General features: G+C 60.2%; 13 protein-coding genes. 7 read left to right on the plus strand and 6 right to left on the minus strand.

All coding sequences use genetic code 11. From position 1 onward, the window contains the following. Positions 1-50 precede the first annotated feature (50 nt). Complete coding sequence (uvrA, locus tag AACW87_RS03550) at positions 51-2,879, plus strand: excinuclease ABC subunit UvrA (protein ID WP_241326585.1); 2,829 nt, start codon at positions 51-53, stop codon at positions 2,877-2,879. Between the two features lie 144 nt (positions 2,880-3,023). After that, positions 3,024-4,709, plus strand: a complete 1,686-nt coding sequence (locus AACW87_RS03555; RefSeq protein ID WP_241326586.1) for a sensor domain-containing diguanylate cyclase — start codon at positions 3,024-3,026, stop codon at positions 4,707-4,709. On the opposite strand, the gene AACW87_RS03560 is transcribed toward AACW87_RS03555, so the two are convergent. Further along, on the minus strand, positions 4,706-4,831 hold the full coding sequence (locus AACW87_RS03560; protein ID WP_264303493.1) for a hypothetical protein: 126 nt from the start codon (positions 4,829-4,831) through the stop codon (positions 4,706-4,708). The two genes, AACW87_RS03555 and AACW87_RS03560, sit on opposite strands and share 4 nt — an antisense overlap. A gap of 324 nt (positions 4,832-5,155) precedes the next feature. On the opposite strand from AACW87_RS03560, the gene AACW87_RS03565 reads away from it, so the two are divergent. From AACW87_RS03565 to AACW87_RS03575, 3 genes are all read left to right on the plus strand, one after another. Continuing rightward, complete coding sequence (locus AACW87_RS03565; RefSeq protein WP_241326587.1) at positions 5,156-5,770, plus strand: OmpW family outer membrane protein; 615 nt, start codon at positions 5,156-5,158, stop codon at positions 5,768-5,770. Between the two features lie 219 nt (positions 5,771-5,989). Then, the gene (locus AACW87_RS03570) at positions 5,990-7,969 is read left to right on the plus strand and encodes a methyl-accepting chemotaxis protein (protein WP_241326588.1); all 1,980 of its coding nucleotides are present in this window, start codon (positions 5,990-5,992) and stop codon (positions 7,967-7,969) included. A gap of 8 nt (positions 7,970-7,977) precedes the next feature. Then, a complete protein-coding gene (locus AACW87_RS03575; protein ID WP_241326589.1) occupies positions 7,978-9,477 on the plus strand; it encodes an ABC transporter substrate-binding protein in 1,500 nt (499 codons plus the stop codon). A gap of 63 nt (positions 9,478-9,540) precedes the next feature. On the opposite strand, the gene AACW87_RS03580 is transcribed toward AACW87_RS03575, so the two are convergent. After that, positions 9,541-10,341 (minus strand): GNAT family N-acetyltransferase, encoded by an 801-nt coding sequence (locus AACW87_RS03580; RefSeq protein ID WP_098981808.1) that lies wholly within the window; start codon positions 10,339-10,341, stop codon positions 9,541-9,543. A gap of 329 nt (positions 10,342-10,670) precedes the next feature. On the opposite strand from AACW87_RS03580, the gene metF reads away from it, so the two are divergent. Next, positions 10,671-11,567: a methylenetetrahydrofolate reductase gene (metF, locus tag AACW87_RS03585; RefSeq protein ID WP_021140731.1), complete on the plus strand. Its 897-nt coding sequence runs from the start codon at positions 10,671-10,673 to the stop codon at positions 11,565-11,567. Between the two features lie 67 nt (positions 11,568-11,634). On the opposite strand, the gene AACW87_RS03590 is transcribed toward metF, so the two are convergent. Then, positions 11,635-12,699 (minus strand): DUF3103 family protein, encoded by a 1,065-nt coding sequence (locus tag AACW87_RS03590; protein ID WP_241326590.1) that lies wholly within the window; start codon positions 12,697-12,699, stop codon positions 11,635-11,637. Between the two features lie 149 nt (positions 12,700-12,848). Beyond that, on the minus strand, positions 12,849-14,000 hold the full coding sequence (locus AACW87_RS03595; protein WP_241326591.1) for a benzoate/H(+) symporter BenE family transporter: 1,152 nt from the start codon (positions 13,998-14,000) through the stop codon (positions 12,849-12,851). 121 nt (positions 14,001-14,121) lie between these two features. On the opposite strand from AACW87_RS03595, the gene AACW87_RS03600 reads away from it, so the two are divergent. Next, positions 14,122-14,697, plus strand: a complete 576-nt coding sequence (locus AACW87_RS03600; protein ID WP_219598220.1) for a helix-turn-helix domain-containing protein — start codon at positions 14,122-14,124, stop codon at positions 14,695-14,697. 10 nt (positions 14,698-14,707) lie between these two features. On the opposite strand, the gene AACW87_RS03605 is transcribed toward AACW87_RS03600, so the two are convergent. After that, positions 14,708-15,904, minus strand: a complete 1,197-nt coding sequence (locus tag AACW87_RS03605; RefSeq protein ID WP_241326592.1) for an NnrS family protein — start codon at positions 15,902-15,904, stop codon at positions 14,708-14,710. 60 nt (positions 15,905-15,964) lie between these two features. Continuing rightward, on the minus strand, positions 15,965-16,186 hold a 222-nt coding region (locus AACW87_RS03610), incomplete at its 5' end, for a hypothetical protein (protein ID WP_241326593.1).

Genomic DNA, 16,186 nt, shown 5'->3' on the forward strand with positions numbered 1-16,186 from the left:
TCTCTATGCCATACTGATTCGCTCTGGTTTGTGTATCGAGCGTGCAAAAGATGGAAAAAATCGTGATTCGGGGTGCCCGCACCCACAATCTCAAGAACATCAATCTGATCCTGCCCCGCGACAAGCTGATCGTGGTCACTGGTCTCTCCGGCTCCGGCAAGTCTTCCCTGGCGTTCGATACCCTCTATGCCGAGGGCCAGCGCCGCTATGTGGAGTCGCTCTCCGCCTATGCCCGCCAGTTCCTCTCCCTGATGGAGAAGCCGGATGTGGATCATATCGAGGGGCTCTCCCCTGCCATTTCCATCGAGCAGAAGTCCACCTCCCACAACCCGCGCTCGACCGTCGGCACCATCACAGAAATCTATGACTATCTGCGCCTGCTGTTTGCGCGGGTAGGTGAACCCCGCTGTCCGACCCACGCCATTCCGCTCGCCGCCCAGACCATCAGCCAGATGGTTGATCAGGTGCTGGCCCAGCCAGAGGGCAGCAAGCTGATGCTGCTGGCCCCGGTGGTGCGGGATCGCAAGGGGGAGCACAGCAAGCTGCTGGAAAACCTGGCGGCCCAAGGCTACATCCGTGCCCGTATCGATGGCGAGGTGTGCGATCTCTCCGACCCACCCACCCTGGAGCTGCACAAGAAGCACACCATCGAAGTGGTGGTGGACCGCTTCAAGGTGCGCGATGACCTGGCACTGCGCCTGGCCGAATCGTTCGAGACGGCGCTGACCCTCTCCGGTGGCATCGTATTGGTGGTGCCCATGGATGGGGAGGAGGGGGTTGCCCCCATGACCTTCTCCGCCAACTTCGCCTGCCCCGAGTGCGGCTACTCCATGTCGGAGCTGGAACCGCGCATCTTCTCGTTCAACAACCCGGCCGGTGCCTGCCCCACCTGTGACGGGCTCGGGGTGCAGCAGTATTTCGATCCGGCCAAGGTGATAGGCGATCCGGCCATCAGCCTGGCCAACGGTGCCATCCGTGGTTGGGACAAACGCAGCTTCTACTATTTCCAGATGCTCAAGTCCCTCTCCGATCACTATCAGTTCGATCTGGAGGCGGCGTGGGAGGATCTGCCGCTCAAGACCCAGGAGGTGATACTGCGCGGCTCGGGGCGTACCGAGGTCGAGTTCCGCTACATGAACGATCGCGGCGATGTGGTGGTGCGCAAGCATCCGTTCGAGGGGATCCTGCACAACATGGAGCGGCGCTACCGGGAGACAGAGTCCAACTCGGTGCGCGAAGAGCTCTCCAAGTACATAGCCAACAAGTCCTGCACCAGCTGCGGTGGCAGCCGGCTGCGGGAAGAGGCGCGCCACGTGTTCGTGGATAACCGCAACCTGCCCGCCATCGCCGAGCAATCCATCGGTGATGCACTCGCCTTCTTCGAGGGGCTGAGCCTGACCGGCCAGCGCGCCCAGATCGCCGAGAAGATCCTGAAAGAGATCATCGAGCGGCTCGGCTTCCTGGTCAACGTCGGCCTCAACTACCTGAGCCTGTCGCGCAGCGCCGAGACCCTCTCCGGCGGGGAAGCCCAGCGCATCCGGCTCGCGAGCCAGATAGGCGCCGGTCTGGTGGGGGTCATGTATGTACTGGATGAGCCCAGCATAGGCCTGCACCAGCGCGACAACGAGCGGTTGCTCAAGACCCTCACCCACCTGCGCGACCTCGGTAATACCGTGATAGTGGTGGAGCACGACGAGGACGCCATCCGCCTCGCCGACCACGTGCTCGACATCGGTCCGGGCGCCGGGGTGCACGGTGGCAACATAGTGGCCCAGGGGACGCCCCAGCAGATCATCGACAATCCCGCCTCCCTGACCGGCGACTACCTCTCCGGCCGCAAGCAGATCGCCATTCCTGAAGTGCGTACTCCGCTCACAGACAAGTGGTTGAAACTGAAGGGGGCGAGCGGCAACAACCTGCGCAGCGTCAACCTGGATTTGCCCATAGGGGTGATGACCTGCGTCACCGGCGTCTCCGGCTCCGGCAAGTCGACCCTGATCAATGACACCCTGTTCCGTATCGCCCACCGGGAGCTGAACAAGGCGACCGAGTCTACCCCGGCCCCCTATCGCAGCGTCGAGGGGCTGGAGCACCTGGACAAGGTGGTGGACATAGACCAGAGCCCTATCGGCCGTACCCCGCGATCCAACCCGGCCACCTATACCGGCCTGTTCACCCCGATCCGCGAGCTGCTCTCCGGCACCCAGGAGGCGCGTTCCCGGGGCTACCAGCCGGGTCGTTTCTCCTTCAACGTCAAGGGGGGGCGCTGCGAGGCCTGTCAGGGGGATGGGGTCCTCAAGGTGGAGATGCACTTCCTGCCGGATGTCTATGTGCCGTGCGACGTCTGCAAGGGCAAGCGCTACAACCGCGAGACCCTGGAGGTGAAGTACAAGGGCAAGAACATCCACGAGATCCTCGACATGACGGTGGAAGATGCCAGAGCCTTCTTCGACCCTGTGCCGGCGGTGGCGCGCAAGCTGCAAACCCTGATGGATGTGGGCCTCTCCTACATCCGGCTCGGCCAGTCGGCGACTACGCTCTCCGGCGGCGAGGCGCAGCGGGTCAAGCTGGCGCGGGAGCTCTCCAAGCGTGACACGGGCCAGACCCTCTATATCCTGGATGAGCCGACCACTGGCCTGCACTTCCACGACATACAGCAACTGCTCAAGGTGCTGCACCAGTTGCGGGATCGGGGCAACACCATAGTCATCATCGAGCACAACCTGGACGTCATCAAAACCGCCGACTGGATCGTCGATCTGGGGCCCGAGGGCGGTGCCGGTGGCGGCCGTATCCTGGTGACAGGCACGCCGGAGCAGATCAGCCGCTGTGAGGATTCTCATACGGCGCGCTTCTTGGCCCCGCTGTTGGTAAGATAGTCGCGGCAGCAATGAGACAAGGGGCCCCGGGCCCCTTGTTTTTTATGGAAGTGATTCAGTTGCCGCCCCAGGAGGCGGATACTCCATACTTGGTGCAAGACAGTTTTCGCTCCCTTGTTTGCCGTCCAAAGGATATTGGCGTTCATGGCTCAACCTTCCCGCTCCATCGATCATTTGCTGGCCTACTCCATGTTTCCCGTCTGGGCCGGCGCCATCCTGATGCTGCTCATAGTGATCGCCCTGGCCCAGGTGCCGGCGGCGCAGCGGGTCGAGGAGCGGCGGATGAAGGATCACCTGCAGCGGGTGATCAAGGCGGTACAGGGTGACATCAACGCCATCAATGCCTTCACCCGGGATTGGGGCATCTGGGATGAGAGCTATCGCTTTCTGGCCCATCCCAATCAGGCCTATATTCGTTCCAATCTGCTGGTCGATACCCCGATGCGGGATTTCGAACTCAACGTATTGAGCTATATGGATTTGCAGGGGGCCGAGATCTGGACCCGCACCCTGCTGCCCGAGACGCCAGGCACGGACACGACCCTGCTTCCCTTCTTCCTGGATGACCTCAAGCTGCAGTTGCTGCGTGAATCCCGTCAGGAGGGGATGCGCAGCCTGAGCGGGGTGAGAGGATCCCAGTGGGGGCCGCTCATCTACTCGCTTCAGCCGGTGACCAACACCCTGGGAAACGCCACACCCAACGGTTATCTGCTGGTGACTCGCTGGCTGGATGCTCGCTATCTGCATGATCTGGCCGAGCGTACCGCCCTCTCTTTGACCCTCTCCCAGCCGAAGCCTTCCGATAACTTCCTCTCCTTCAAGCCACTCAAGCCACAGATGAGCTATCGCCTGGTGGACCTGGGGCTGCAGCGGGTCAGGGGGGAGGGGCTGCTGCTCGACAGCAATGGCGACCCCGTGCTGACCCTGATAGTGGAAGACGATCGTGATGTGTTGCAGGGGGCGATGGAGGGGGCTATCTGGACCTTCGTCGGCATGCTGCTGATCAGCCTGGCCTGCATCTTGATGGCGCTGGCGCGGTTGCGGGCAATCGTACTGGGGCCGGTCAGCGAGCTGGTGAAGGCGCTGCAGAAATTTGGCGAGAAACAGGACGTGAGCGTGCTGCCGATCATCGACAGCAGCCAGGAGATGGCCCTGCTCAGCCGCAAGTTCCGGGAGATGGCGGCCAAGATCAGTCTGCACCACAGTGCCCTGCAGGCGCACTCTTCCAAGATGGAGACTGCCGCCTATACGGATCCTCTGACCCATGCCTTCAACCGGCGCTACCTCGACGAGTGGCTGCTGAGCCGGGATAACGTCACCGCCGCCAGGATGCTGGTGATCCTGGATCTGGATCACTTCAAGCAGGTCAACGATCGTTTCGGGCACGATATCGGCGATCTGGTGCTGTGCCAGCTCGCCGAGCTGCTGCGCGCCGCCCTCGGTGAGGAGGAGCCACTGATCCGGCTGGGTGGGGAGGAGTTCCTGCTGCTGCTCACGTGCGAGGAGGCGACACAGGTCGCGAGTCGGGTCGAGCGTTTGCGCCGCAAGATTGCCGAGTACAGATTCGGGCGTGAGGAGGTGCCGCTCAAGATGACGGCGTCGCTGGGATATTGCAGCTATCCCCTGCACCGGGAACTGGAAGATTCGTTCTGGAATCTCAGCTTCAAACTGGCAGATATGGCGTTATACAGGGCCAAGCAGGAGGGGCGGGATCGCTGGCGGGGCTACTGTGGGGAGCTGGCCCGGGAGCAATGGGCGCTGAGCCCGGAGCAGATAGTGGCGGGAGAGTGGCTGTCGTGCCAGACATCCCATGTCGGCCAGCTGGTTTAACGGGTCAGCATTAATAGCGCCATGCCGAGAATGAATCCCAATAAAATAAACAGGAAGGATCCTATGCCCCATATGGCCGCCAGAATGGCGATGATCTTTTCCCGTCTTGTTTGTTCTTTCATAAACTTTCGCTTACAGCTGCGCTACATTGGCCGCAAAAATACGCTTGTTGCCAGGATGAAACAACCATTTCTCGCCGTTTAAATCCGCAATAAGATATATTTCAATTGTCTCTTAGTGGGTTTCATATCAGTTATATATTATCCAACTCATTGTTATGTAGGTGATTTTTCTTTGTTTTTGCGGTTTGCAGGCAGGATTGAAAGCTGCTGTACACATCTATCTATTTATTGGTAACGTTTGAGCTAAATCAATAACTCCGCATTCACATCCCTTTATAGTTTTCAGGCTTGCAACATAGAACGAAAACTAAAAGGAAAAATGTGATGAAAAAGATCCTTCCGCTGATGATCGCAGCCGCACTTGCCTCTCCCGTCGCCATGGCCCACCAGGCCGGCGATATTCTGGTCCGCGGTGGCCTGGCATTTGTCTCCCCTCAAACGAGCAGTGACGATGTGCTGGGCTCTGGTTCTGAATTTGAAATTGACTCAAATATGCAGCTGGGCCTGACCCTTTCCTACCTGATTACTGACAACTGGGGTATCGAGCTGCTGGCAGCCACTCCTTTTTCACATTCAGTGAGTCTGGCTGGTACTGAAGTTGCCAAGGTCAAGCATCTGCCGCCGACCCTGATGGCGCAGTACTACTTCGGTGATGCCAAGAGCAAGGTTCGCCCGTATGTTGGTGTAGGGGTCAACTATACAAACTTCTTTGATGAAAAAGGTCGTGGCCCATTAGCCAATGATGACATCACACTGGATGATTCTTGGGGGGTTGCCGGCCAAGTCGGCCTGGACATGGCGATCAATGATCGCTGGTTCGTCAACGCTTCCGCCTGGATCATGGATATTGATACCGAAGTTCATGTAAATGGTGGTGATGGAATCAAGACCTCCATCGATCCCATGGCCTTCATGTTCGGTGTCGGCTATCGCTTCTGATAGGACACAAGGTTGGCCTCCTCACGGCCTGTACAGCTAAGCACGTCTCTTTGGCCCGGCACTGTCCGGGCCCTTTTATGCCTGTGCCGGATCCCGCCAATTGTGATCCAACCCCATATAGATCAATAAAATAACATCCCCCTCCCCTCTATAATTCGCCGCTTGTGCCGATAGTGTCTATGTTCACGTTACCTTCCCCCAATGAGTGAGGATGTCTCCATGGGTTTATCTATTGTGCAGCGGATCATCGCCGGATTTGTGTTGATGCTGCTGCTGTTGATCCTGCTTGGGGTGATCAGCACCCTGAAGATCAGGGGTATCAACGACGGCCTGTCGCAGGTCTCAGACCGGGCGACGCCGCTGGTGATTGCGGTGGCGGGCCTGAAAGGCGCTCTGCAAGACAGCAACCGCTGGGTGCTGGTCTACCGGACCAGTGAGGAAGCGAGCCAGCTGCCGCAACTCGCCAGCCAGTTCAAGGAGCAGCAGGCCCGATTCAGCCAGCTGAGCCAGGAGATGGACAAGTTCACCGGCGTGGCGGAGGCCAATGGTCGCTTCCAGCAGGTGGATGGCGCCACCAAACAGTTTTACGGACTGGCGGAGCAGGTGCTCTCCCAGCACAGCCAATGGGTCAACGCCCTCGATCAACGCCACAAGCTGGAGATTGCCTTCATCCGGCTGGAAGACACCTACCAATGGGCGGCCGATCTGCTGCTGCAGCAGACCGCCAGCAAGCGTTCCATGCGCAACAAGGCCGAGCTCATCACCTCGGGTATAGCGCGGGATCTGAAAAACATTCGCCGGGCCGATGCCAAGACAGATCTCAATGAGCTGGAAAAGGTGCTCAGCAAGGACATCGAGATGGCCCGCAAGCGTCTCGACCGGGTGCAGGTCCCCGACGATGTGAAGCAGCGTTTCGTTTCCAACCTGGATCGCATGCAGGAGCTGGCGCTCGGCCAGCAGGGCTTGCTTGCCACCATGCGCAATGCCCAGCAACTGGCGTCATCGCTGCAAACCTTGAATCAGCAGCTCGACGCCAGCCTGGTCAACAGCCTGAGCCTGCTCGACGAGATGGGCCAGTCGGCCGGGACCATCGCCAGTCAGAGCCGGACCACGGCGGATGATGCGGTCAGCAGTGCCAGCTTCTGGATCCTGATCGTCGCCGCCATCTCGGCCGCGGCGGCGCTCATCATTGGCTACACCACGGCGCGCAGCATTCAGCGTCCGCTGCAGATGATCAACAAGGAGCTGAACTACATGGCGGCCGGGGACATGACCCGCCGCATCAACTACCGCAGCAGTTGCGAGTTCGGCACCCTCTCCCGCTCCATCGATACTCTGGCCGGCAAGACGGGGGAACTGCTCTCCCAGATCAACGCGGGCTCCCGCCATCTGGTGGATGAGGCGAGTCGCGCCGCCGAGATCAGCGAGCGTGCCATGTCCCGGGTGCAGGATCAGAAGAGCCAGACCGATCAGGTCGCCGCCGCCATCACTGAGCTGGAGGTCAGTGCCACCGAGGTGGCCCGCTCCACCGATGGCACCAAGCGGGAAGTGGATTTGGCCGATGACGAGGCCCGCAGCGGTCGCCAGAAGGTGGCCACCACACGGCGCATCACTGAGCAGCTGGCTGGCGCCATGGAAGAGGCCGTCGGCATCACCTACAAGCTGGGCGAGTTCAGCAACAATATCGGCAGCATTCTGGACGTGATCCGCAGCATCGCCGAGCAGACCAATTTGCTGGCCCTGAACGCCGCCATCGAAGCCGCCCGGGCCGGCGATGCCGGTCGCGGCTTCGCCGTGGTAGCCGACGAGGTGCGAGCGCTCGCCAACCGCACCCAGACCTCGACCGAAGAGATCCAGGCGATGATCGAGAACCTGCAAAACTCGAGCAAGCAGGTGGTGGAAGTGATGGGTCGCAGTCAGGAGCAGACCCACAGCTGCGTCGAGCAGACCCGCGAGATGGATCTGGCATTGCAGTCCATCGCCGAGCGGATGACCTCCATCAAGTCGATGGCGGATCAGGTTGCCCATGCCGCCCAGGAGCAGATCTCGGTCAGTCAGGGGGTTGCCCGCCATATCGCCGGCATTGCCGACGTGGCCTACGAGACCGAGCGGGAGGCGAGAGAGTCGGCCAGCAGCAGTGAAGTGCTGGCGGATCTGGTCGCCAAGCAGCAGCAATTGATCGCACATTTCAAGGTCTAGGAGGGCTTATGTCTAAAAAGTGGATTGGGGCCCTGAGTCTCCTGTTGTGTGGTCAGCTGATGGCCAGCGAGCTGGTGATAGAGAGCTGGCGGATCGATGACAAGGCCCTGTGGGAACAGAAGATCATTCCCGCCTTCGAGGCGGCCCACCCGGGTATCCAGGTGAAATTCAACGGCGTGCAGAACGTCGACTACATGCCGACCCTGTGGGCCAGCCTGAAGGATGGCAAGGCGGGGGATCTCATCACCTGCCGCCCGTTTGATGACTCCTTGGCTCTGTTCAAGGCCGGTCATCTGGCGGATCTGACCGAGATGTCGGGGATGGAAAACTTCCCGAGTTTTGCCCAGTCGCCCTGGCAGACCGACTCCGGTGCCCAGACTTTCTGCGTGCCCATGGCCTCCGTCATTCACGGCTTTTTCTATAACAAGAAGATATTCAGTGAGTTGGGCCTGACAGTGCCACAAACCCGCGATGCCTTCTTCGCCGCGCTCGACAAGGTGAAGGCGGATGGTCGTTATGTGCCGCTGGCCATGAGTGGCTCCGAAAGCTGGGTATCGTCCGAACTCGGTTTTCAGAACATAGGTCCCAACTACTGGAAGGGGGAAGACGGTCGTTTGGCGCTGATCGGGGGTCAGGAGCGACTCGACAACCCGCAATACGTCAAGGTATTTGAGGAGCTGGCCCGCTGGCGCCCCTACCTGGGTGAGGGAGGCGAGAGCCGGGACTATGCCGCCACCAATGAGTTGTTCACCTCCGGCAAGGCCGCCTTCTATGTGGCGGGCTCCTGGGAAATCGCCCCCTTCACCGGCAAGGTCGACTTTGGTGTCATGCGTCCGCCCGTGGCGAAACAGGGGGATGGTTGCTTCTTTACCGATCACACCGACATCGGCATGGGGCTGAATCCGGCCAGCAAGAACAAGGAGGCTGCCATGGCCTTCCTGCAGTGGCTGACCACCCCCCAGTTTGCCGAGCTCTATACCAACTCGCTGCCGGGGTTCTTCTCCCTCTCCAACCACTTCTTCGATGTCACCAATCCGGCGGCGAAGGAGATGATGGAGTGGCGCGATCAGTGTGACTCCACCATACGGGTGGCGACCCAGATCCTCTCCCGTGGCAAGCCAAAACTGGGCGACGAACTGGCCGAGGTGAGTCAGGCCGTGCTGCTCGGCAAGATGGAGCCCAAGGCGGCGGCCGACCGGCTGGAGCAGGGGCTGAAAGGCTGGTATCCCGCTCATCAGGGCAACAAGGCCAAGGGACAGGATTGTCAATGCGATGTAACTGCGACCGCGACCACCACGACCGCCGTATCAGCAGCCCCCGCTACCACAGAGGCTGGCACCGTTACCGCACCATCCGCGGCGACGCCGGCTGTGATAGCGGCTCCTGCCGCGCCCGTGCCATCGGTGACACCCGCCGCGCCAGCGTCTGCCGCTGCGGCCCCATTACCTGTGCCGTCGGCCGAGGTGGAACAGGCGCTCTCCAACGAGCTGGAGACGCCGCAGCAATAACCGGCAACACCATAAACAACGGGAGGCATCAGCCTCCCGTTTTCATTGCTGCCCGCAGCCGGGCTATTGTGCCTCGTGGGGCCAGCGGCAGAGGCTGCCGATGCGCGCTACCGGAGCAAATCCAAGCGAGCGATAGACCCGTTGGGCGTGGTAGTGCTCATCGGCCACTATGATGAGCTGGCTGACGCGATCCAGTCCCTGACGGGCGACCTGGCTCAGCAGCTGGCGGCACAGCCCCCGGTTGCGCCAGTCCTGATGGGTGCGCACCAGTTGAAAGCGGCCCATGGTATCGGTGAAGAAGAGACCGCAGCTGGCGACCAGCTGATCTTCCCGCCAGATCCCCCACCACTGCCCCAGCCCGTCCGCGATCATGGCCTCGTACAGGTGGCGGCGCGACTGCAGATAGGGCAGATAGCTCTCCACCGAGTGGCCAGGGTCGCGTTCATTGAGCTCAAACGTCAGCCACTCATCCCAGTCGGCGGACTCGAAGGGACGGGCATCCGTCGCCAGATCGCCAGCCGTTGCTTGATGCCAGCTGAGGGCATCCAGCGCCAGCACCACGCACTCCATGTATTGATAGCCTGCCGCCACGAAACCAGCGACCCGGCTGTTCTGGCCAGCGGCCAGCGGCCATTGAAAGGTGCGGTGTTGTACCCTGGGATCCTGCCCGATCAGCTTGTCGAAGCTGGCCTCGAGCCAGCCCTTGTCACGATCGCTGGGCGGGGTGGGGAGCAGCAAGTAGTTGCCAAAATAGTAGTCGGGGGCATCAGGGGTGCGCACGGCCCAGAATTGCTCATGATCTACCACGTTGCCCTGATAGCGATCGAACAGCAAGTCGGTGGCAAAGCCGGGGTGGGTATCCATGATGAGGCTCCTGCGAATGGCTCAATTGGTTATCGGCAGGGAGGGGAATAGGTTGAAAAAGGGGCCGGAGAAGCCTCCGGCCAAACAATCACACGCAGATTCAGAACGTCCAGGACGATCCGGGTTCATCATAACGCGACTCTGCGGATTTTGGGATGGGGTGCCAATCGTTACTTCAGGTTAATTGCGAAATAAACACCAGCCTCTCGCCTCGATCCGTAAATCAGTGTTGACTTTGATCCGTTTTCTCATAAAGATAGAAAGACGTTTAGACGTCCAAACATCCGTTTTGACGTAGAGGAATGGGTTGCGGGACAGGGAGAGAGCAGATGGGATTTCACAGTGCACGTCAGGTTGAGGCACTCAACCAGAGTTTGGCCGATTTAAGCGGTGACATAGGGGTTAGTTTCGAGTTTTTTCCACCTAATAGTGAAGGGATGGAAAACACCCTCTGGCAGTCCATCGAACGGCTGAAAGTGCTGGAACCCAAGTTCGTTTCCGTGACTTATGGCGCCAACTCCGGCACCCGGGATCGCACCCACAAGGTGATCAAGGACATCAAGGAGCGTACCGGCCTGATCGCTGCGCCGCACCTGACCTGTATCGATGCCAGCCGCGACGAGCTGCGCACCATAGCCCGCGATTACTGGAACAGCGGCATCCGCCATATCGTGGCCCTGCGCGGCGACCTGCCGCCCGGACTCGACAAGCCTGACATGTATGCCACCGATCTGGTGGCCCTGCTCAAGTCTGAAGCTGACTTCGATATTTCGGTGGCTGCCTATCCCGAGGGCCATCCCGAGGCCAGGAGTGCGCAGTCCGACCTGCTCAACCTCAAGCGCAAGATTGATGCCGGCGCCAACCGTGCCATTACTCAGTTCTTCTTCGATGTGGAGACCTACCTGCGCTTTCGGGATCGCTGCGCCGCCATCGGCATAGATGCCGAAATCGTGCCTGGGATACTGCCTGTCTCCAACTACCAGACACTGGCCAAGTTCGCCGGTTTTACCAACGTGAAGATCCCGCGCTGGATGCATCAGCGTTTCGAGGGGCTGGACAACGATCAGATGACCCGCAACCTGGTGGGCGCCAGCATCGCCATCGATCAGGTGCGCGTGCTGAGTCAGGAGGGGGTGAAAGATTTCCACTTCTATACTCTGAACCGCTCCGAGCTGACCTACGCCATCTGCCATACCCTGGGGGTCAGACCGAAGGACCCAGCCTGACACCGGTTGCCGCAGGCACAAAAAAAGCCAATGAGTCGCTCATTGGCTTTTTTGTCATAGCGGCTTATCAAGGCCGGGTTGGGGCTATCTCTTTAGGTTCGAGATCGATGACCGCATTGCCGGCGGCACCCGGATACTGGTGATAACTCTGGTCCTGCTCCAGGGTGTAGAAGGTATCCAGATAGTCATCGTTGTTGGTCATCCAGGAGTCGGGCAGCGCCTTGACGATACGACCGCCGAGATCCAGGAAGGGCAGGGCCTCCGGCACGCCGCCAGCGGTAAAGGCGAGCTTGAGAGCATCGATGAACAGGCCACTCAGCTCCTTGTAGTTGACGTTGTCGTCCTGCTCCATCATGACGATGTCGACGGCACCCCAGCGGTAGCGATCCCAGTACACCAGGATCTGGTTGGGGGTGTAGTCGGTGTTGTCATAGTCGAGGTAGGGCATGTCGACTATGTCGACCACGGGCTCATCCCGGCTGGGATTGACCCCGGCGACCACCGCATACACCTCGGCCGCACCGAGCAGCCAGGGCTCTTGGTCATCCTTCAGTCTTATCTTCTTCAGGATGCTGGTCTTGAGCGGTGCCGTGCTGGCGGCGGTGCGCGGGGCAGCCTGCAGATCGGCTGCGGCCAGCGCCTTGCGCATCACCTTCAGACCGGCGTTCTTGGCCTTGACGGGGTCTGCTTCCACCACCAGGACCGGTCGCGCCGGTACCTTGTCCACATCCAGATAGACGGGGTTGCCGGCGCTGTCGAAAGCTTCGATCGCACTCCAGCTCTTCTCATCTCCGCTCGGCACATAGGCGACCAGCGGCTCGACCCCTTGTTGCAGTGCGGCGGCCTGCTCCGGGTTGGCCAGTCGCAGTTGCATCAACTGCTTGACCTCGCCGTCCAGCCCTTGCCGGCTGATGGCGGCCTGGTTGGCATCGCTCGCCTGCCGTTTCAGCCGTGGACTGGCTTTTTGCAGCAGGTTGGGCAGCGGGCTCTGGTACTCCTGATTGCTCAGCAGTGGCAGCAGGTTTTTCTGCTGCAGCGCGAGCTGGCGTGCCAGCTCCCGATCCGAGTCGGCAGCGTGGGCGGTGGTGGCGCCCAGCAGTGCCAGTAACAAAATGACAGCCTGATTCCTCATTATTATTCTCCAGTTTATGAGTCTGACAGAGGCACACATCGGGGAAGAAAAAGTGCCTCGGCACCACTTAATGGCAATTAGTTTCAGCTGTGAACCAATTTTTCTGAATTATGTGCTGTGTCTCACGGGAGGCTCCCCAGATGGTCAGGTCAGTTTCTCCGCTGGTTGACTTGATGCAGGATGACACCGACGAGCAGCCCCCAGCAGGCGGCGCCGACACCCAGCAGGCTGATCCCGGAGGCCGTGATGATGAAGGTGAGCAGGGCGGCTTCGCGCGCCTCGTCTTGTTGCAATGCCGTGTGCAGGCTGCTGCCTATGGTGCCGAGCAGGGCCAACCCGGCGACGCAGGTGACCAGCGTCGCAGGAAAGGCGGTGAACAGGGCGGCCACGCTTGCCCCGAAGCAACCGGTCAGCAGATAGAAGCCGCCAGCCCAGACGGCGGCGGGCCAGCGACGGCTGGCATCGGGATCCACGTCCTTGCCCATGCAGATGGCGGCCGTAATGGCGGCCAGGTTGAAGGCGTAGCCGCCGAAGGGGGCCAGCAGCAGGCCGGTCAGGCCGGTCCAGGTGATCAGGGATGAGGTGGCCGGTTGATAACCGTGAGCTCGCAATATGGTAATGCCGGGCATGTTCTGGGAGGTCATGGTGACGATGAACAGTGGCAGGGCTATGCCGAACAGGGCATTGAAGGAGAAGCTCGGCCAGGTCCAGACCGGGCTGGCGAGCTGCCAGTGCAGCGTGTCGAGTTGCAGATCCCCCCGCAGGGCGCAGAGGGTTATTCCCATCGCCAGCACCAGCACCATGGTGTAGCGAGGCCAGAGATGACGGCCCAGCAGGAAGGCCAGCAGCAGGGTGCCAAGCAGCAAGGGATCTTGTGGCGCGACCTTGAAGAGATCCAGCCCGAATCTGAGCAAGACTCCGGCCAGCATGGCGGCGGCCAGCGGAGCCGGGATGTGCCGCATCAGGCGATCGAACCAGCCGCTGATGCCGCACAGGGTGATCAGCAGGGAAGAGATAACGAAGGCGCCTATGGCCTCAGCCAGGGTGAAGTTGCCCAGGCTGGTGATCAGCAGGGCGGCCCCCGGGGTCGACCAGGCGGTCAGTACGGGTATGCGGTAATAAAAGGAGAGGCCGATGCAGCTTATTCCCATGCCGACACCCAGCGTCCATAGCCAGGAGGCAAGCTGGGCGGCATCGGCACCCGCCGCCGTAGCGGCCTGAATGATCAGGATGACGGAGCTGGTGTAGCCGACCATCACGGCGATGAAACCTGCCACCAGGTGGGGAAGGGCGAAGGGCATAGTGACGTCCTTGTGGAGCTGTGACGGGCTGTGCGTTATTACGTACAATGTGTGCTCTGACTATATCGATGTGCGCTATAGCGCACAAGGCGATTCATGCAAGCGCAATGAAGAGGCAGTCATGCAAGAGATGAATCAGCATCTGGCCCAACGTCTGAAGGGGTTGCGCAGCGAACTGGGCTGGAGCCTGGATGTGGCGGCACGTGAGACAGGGGTAAGCAAGGCCATGCTGGGGCAGATTGAGCGGGGAGAGTCCAGTCCCACCGTGGCGACCCTGTGGAAGATTGCCACCGGCTTTCGGGTCTCCTTCTCCAGCTTCATCGAGCCTGCCCCGGCAGCGCAGGGAGAGGTGCTCTATCGTACCGCCGACGCCATTCGCCAGCAGCCTGCGGGAGAGGGCATGCAGGTCGCTCCCTTATTTCCTTATGAGAAGCGATTTGGTTTTGAATTGTTTGAATTGACGCTGCTACCCGGGTATCAGCGCGAATCCGAACCCCATGAGCCCGGAGTGACCGAGCATGTCATCGTCATCAGTGGTCTGATGGAGGTGCTGGTGGAAGGGGAGTGGCGTTCACTAGCACAAGGGGAGGCGGTGCGCTTTGCTGCCGACCGCCCCCATGGTTATCGCAATCTGGGGATTGCCCCTGCGATCTTTCACAACCTGATCCACTATCCGGCGGCCAGGCCCCGAGAATAAGCCCGTATGATCAGCCCGGACGGCCATCCGCCCTGGGGCTGGTCAGTATGGGGGCATAAACCCAGACGAACAGCCCATAGGCGCCGACCCAGGCCAGGCCACTCAGGTTCCAGCCGGGCAGGGTATAGGCAGGCCAGAGTAGCGGGATTACAACCCGGATCACGGCTGCCGCTATGACCAGTGCGAATGCGCAGCTTATCCGGCGCCCTACCTGCAAGGCTCGGCCGCTATGGCCGAGGGAGACGCGCGCTATCATCCCCAGGATCATGGTGCCCATGCAGCCGGCGCTGAGCAGGTGGCTGGCTGTCGACAAGGTGATGGGCAGGCCGGCGGCCTGCGCTCCGAGAGCGAGCAGACCGAGCGGAATAAATAGATAGGCGAGATGCAGTGACCACAGCAGGGGATGAGCAAGGGTGGTCGACAGGCGCCAGCGCAGTTGTCGCCACAGATGCAAACCTGCTGCCACTATATATAGAGGCACCATATAAGTGCTGGTGGTCCATAGGGTGGGGAGCAACAGCCAGCACAGCAAGATAAGCCACAGCGATGCGAGTGCTGTGCGCTTCAGCCAGGGCAGGGGGGCGGCTTTCTCCAGACCGGTGCCTCGGGCGGTAAAGAAGGGGATGACCCGTCCTCCCATCACGGCAATCAGAGTCGTGAACAGCAGCACTGTCGTGATCAGCAGATGCTCTATGACGATCCACTCCTCATGCCACAACCAGCTGGCGCCATTGAGCAGAGTCAGTACCACGAGCAGGGGGACAAAGAAGAGGTTGCGCCATTGGCGGGTTATTATGATGGGCTTGGCCAGGAACCAGGCGCAGAGTGGTAACCACATCAGATCCATCATCATCAGAACCGGGTTCCCTTCTCCCAGCCAGGGCAACAAGCACCTAGGTACGGCCCACAGGCCCACGACCAGTGCCAGCGGCCAGCCCCGGACACCGGGATGGGCCGTCCAGTTTTGTACGGCGGTCAGCAGAAAGCCCGCTACTATGGCCGCACCGAAACCAAATAGCATCTCGTGCGCATGCCACCAGATGGGGTTGCCGACTCCTGACAACAGGATCCAGCCATTGAGCTGTGCCAGCCAGCCCAGCATGGCCAAAGCAGAGAAGAGGGCCCCGAGCAGGAAGAAAGGCCGAAACCCCAAGCGGAACAGAGGAACTATCTGTTCTTCTTTGCGGCTATCCAGGATCTGATGCATGGCGAAACCTTAATTGACATTTGAAAGGCCAATTATAAAGTGACTTTTCAAATGTTCAATTTAAATCCAGTCAAAGCCTGAATTGATGGGGTTTTGAGCAAAAAGGCACGGGTTTGCTGCATATCTGAGCGAACGAACAATTGTGATGAAAAAGCCCTTGTCATCGCGGCGCGGCTCCCTATAATGCGCCCCTACCAGCACGGCGGAACACGCCAACCTGATGAGCCAGCTTCCTAGCGAAGTGGGCGCCGAAAGAAAAGCGAAAACAATCGCTTGACTTTC

Origin of the sequence: Aeromonas sp. MR7, from assembly GCF_963899385.1 — a bacterium.
GTDB classification, from domain to species: Bacteria; Pseudomonadota; Gammaproteobacteria; order Enterobacterales; family Aeromonadaceae; genus Aeromonas; species Aeromonas bestiarum.

Excerpts from the sequence above, each read along its gene's own strand:
- AACW87_RS03565 (WP_241326587.1), top strand. The coding sequence starts at position 5,156 with ATGAAAAAGATCCTTCCGCTGATGATCGCAGCCGCACTTGCCTCTCCC.
- AACW87_RS03580 (WP_098981808.1), bottom strand. The coding sequence starts at position 10,341 with ATGGATACCCACCCCGGCTTTGCCACCGACTTGCTGTTCGATCGCTAT.
- AACW87_RS03595 (WP_241326591.1), bottom strand. The coding sequence starts at position 14,000 with ATGCCCTTCGCCCTTCCCCACCTGGTGGCAGGTTTCATCGCCGTGATG.
- metF (WP_021140731.1), top strand. The coding sequence starts at position 10,671 with ATGGGATTTCACAGTGCACGTCAGGTTGAGGCACTCAACCAGAGTTTG.
- AACW87_RS03570 (WP_241326588.1), top strand. The coding sequence starts at position 5,990 with ATGGGTTTATCTATTGTGCAGCGGATCATCGCCGGATTTGTGTTGATG.
- AACW87_RS03560 (WP_264303493.1), bottom strand. The coding sequence starts at position 4,831 with ATGAAAGAACAAACAAGACGGGAAAAGATCATCGCCATTCTGGCGGCC.
- AACW87_RS03590 (WP_241326590.1), bottom strand. The coding sequence starts at position 12,699 with ATGAGGAATCAGGCTGTCATTTTGTTACTGGCACTGCTGGGCGCCACC.
- uvrA (WP_241326585.1), top strand. The coding sequence starts at position 51 with ATGGAAAAAATCGTGATTCGGGGTGCCCGCACCCACAATCTCAAGAAC.
- AACW87_RS03575 (WP_241326589.1), top strand. The coding sequence starts at position 7,978 with ATGTCTAAAAAGTGGATTGGGGCCCTGAGTCTCCTGTTGTGTGGTCAG.
- AACW87_RS03605 (WP_241326592.1), bottom strand. The coding sequence starts at position 15,904 with ATGCATCAGATCCTGGATAGCCGCAAAGAAGAACAGATAGTTCCTCTG.
- AACW87_RS03600 (WP_219598220.1), top strand. The coding sequence starts at position 14,122 with ATGCAAGAGATGAATCAGCATCTGGCCCAACGTCTGAAGGGGTTGCGC.
- AACW87_RS03555 (WP_241326586.1), top strand. The coding sequence starts at position 3,024 with ATGGCTCAACCTTCCCGCTCCATCGATCATTTGCTGGCCTACTCCATG.